The organism is Leptotrichia sp. oral taxon 879 str. F0557 (genome assembly GCF_000469385.1).
GTDB lineage: Bacteria > Fusobacteriota > Fusobacteriia > Fusobacteriales > Leptotrichiaceae > Leptotrichia > Leptotrichia mesophila.
Genome location: NZ_KI271305.1, coordinates 1 through 2,333, shown reverse-complemented (window position 1 = coordinate 2,333; position 2,333 = coordinate 1). Strand labels below are relative to the sequence as shown.

At 29.1% G+C, this 2,333-nt stretch carries 2 protein-coding genes and 1 pseudogene; 1 reads left to right on the top strand and 2 read right to left on the bottom strand.

Annotation, left to right across the window (positions count from 1 at the left end):
* Positions 1-383: 383 nt before the first annotated feature.
* Positions 384-601 (bottom strand): annotated as a pseudogene (locus HMPREF1552_RS11800) (ISLre2 family transposase); the annotation flags it as partial.
* 151 nt (positions 602-752) lie between these two features.
* Between HMPREF1552_RS11800 and HMPREF1552_RS12515 the strand changes: the two are divergent.
* A complete protein-coding gene (locus HMPREF1552_RS12515) occupies positions 753-1,070 on the top strand; it encodes a hypothetical protein (RefSeq protein ID WP_369713910.1) in 318 nt (105 codons plus the stop codon).
* 498 nt (positions 1,071-1,568) lie between these two features.
* On the opposite strand, the gene mscL is transcribed toward HMPREF1552_RS12515, so the two are convergent.
* On the bottom strand, positions 1,569-1,970 hold the full coding sequence (gene mscL / locus HMPREF1552_RS04435; protein ID WP_021743898.1) for a large-conductance mechanosensitive channel protein MscL: 402 nt from the start codon (positions 1,968-1,970) through the stop codon (positions 1,569-1,571).
* Between the last annotated feature and the right edge of the window lie 363 nt (positions 1,971-2,333).

Sequence of the window (2,333 nt, the reverse complement as noted above, 5' to 3'; positions counted from 1 at the left end):
TTTTTTAGATTTTTTTCATGCGTTTGTCGTGATAAATATTTTTGATAAACATAGATTGTAAAATATATTGCGACAATCATAAAAAATACAATAATCCTTTTTTGACTGCTTTTTTTAATCCTTCTGCTTTGTGATATTTCTTTTAGAACTTCCCTCATTCAACATTATTGTTTCCTTAAATATGGAATGTTTGTATTTTTTTCTGTTTTTCCTACAGTTTGCAAAAGTGGTATAACACTCTTATTCTTATCTTACCCTTTTGATCTACTCGCTAGGAACCTTGAACAAGGACTTCCGTTCTTGAGACTATGTAATTCTCTTCAGTATAGATTTTTCTTATTTTCTCAAGATACTCTGATACTTCTTCAATCCCACGATGTATTTTCTATATGGCCCTCATCAATCTCCATATATACTGGCAAACTGTCATCCTTTTCAAACCTTCCAATATCAAGCTTTAGCATTTCAAAGGAATTGACAAGGTTATACACGGTAGCCCTTGAGACATCGTAAGTTTTTGCAATAAATGAGGCTACAGTATAATGATATTCAAAAAAATCAGCTCCTCGAAAAGCTGTATGCACCGTTTAAGCCCAATTTTCAAGGCCCGAAAGGAGGGTTACAACCGCACATACGATTCAATGTGCAGGATAATAAGGAGAATGAAGAATAATGTAAAAGAAAAGCCTAAAAAGACGCATAAAAGAAAAAAGAATATTAAATAGGCAAAGTACTCAGGAGAAAGAGTACAGATAGACATAAAATATGTTCCAGAAGAATGTATACAGTTTGACATACATGACCAGAAGTACTATCAGATAACGGCACTGGATGAATATACAAGAAAAAGAGTGCTAAGGATAGCAGATGAGAAAAACACCTATCAGACCTCAAAATTTCTTGAGAATCTGGAAAAAGATCTGGGGTTTGACATAAAGAATGTTCAGACAGACAATGGAAAGAAATTCACAAATTTAGAAAGCGAGAAGAAAACACTGTTTGAACTGAAACTGGAGGAGGAAGGGAAAGTGAAAAAAGCCATAGACTTGACAGCAATACTACGCAGATAAAAAATTCAAAAGCAAGGAAGAGCTGTTAACAGCAGTAAGGAAATACAATACTAGATACAATAACATATCAAGAAAAGTATTAGGCTTCAGGAGTCCAAATGAAGTGTTAAAAGAGTACAATGAAAATAAGTAGGTAAAAAAACTACATTAAGAAAAAAACATTTTTTTAATATATTTATGTAACAAATGTTTGACTTCTATACAATGAAAGGAAATATAATTTTATGGGTAAGTTAACAAAAGAATAGAAGATTGAAACTTATGAAAGAGAGAAAAAAGATGACTCATATGGAAAGCTATCTAAATATTATCAGGTTAAACAATGCTATATCGAATATTTAGTCGAACTGCTTAAATCTCATAGTTTGAAAATTTTGGAAAAAAGAAATTTTAGAAGATATTGATTGGAGGAGCTGGAAAATGCGGAATATACAGCAAAACTTACAAATAGAAAAACGGAAGCAAATCTAATATAAATAACTTCCGATTATTATTTTATTATTTATTTTTCAAAATATCTCTAATTTCAGCCAATAATGTTTCTTCTTTTGTTGGAACAGCTTCAATAACTTCTTCTGCAGTTTTGGCAACAGGTTTTCTTAATTTATTTACAAATTTTACCATTAAGAAAATAACAAATGCCATAATTAGAAAATTGACTACATTTTGAATAAATAATCCATATTTTACCGCAGCTTCTGGAGTTGTTTCAGTAGCAGGAGTAATAACTATTTTTAAATTTGAGAAATCAATTTTCCCTAAAATAATTCCAATAATAGGCATAATTATATCATCAACTAATGAAGTTACTATTTTTCCAAAAGCGGCACCAATAATAACTCCAACTGCTAAATCCATTACATTCCCTTTTGAAATAAATTCTTTGAATTCTTTAAACATTAAAGTAATTCTCCTTTCAAAATTTTATACCGTTTATTATAATATATTTTTTTTAAAATTGCAACTTTTTTATTTAGAGAGCATAGCAAATGCACGAATATTTTAAACTATTTCTTTATATTTATCCATTTTTTTAACAACAGCATTTCTATATATCAAAAAATAATTTTAAATATCTTCTTATATTATCTCTTTATCCTTCTGCTAAATTTCTTTCTGAACGGCAGTTCTTTTGCTAATTTTCTTAAAATATTCAATATCCTTTTTATTTTTTATCTTCCCTTAAAATTTTTAATTCCATCCATTATGTCAAGAGAACTTCTGTAACTTCACGACAAACGCATGAAAAAAATCTAAAAAAAG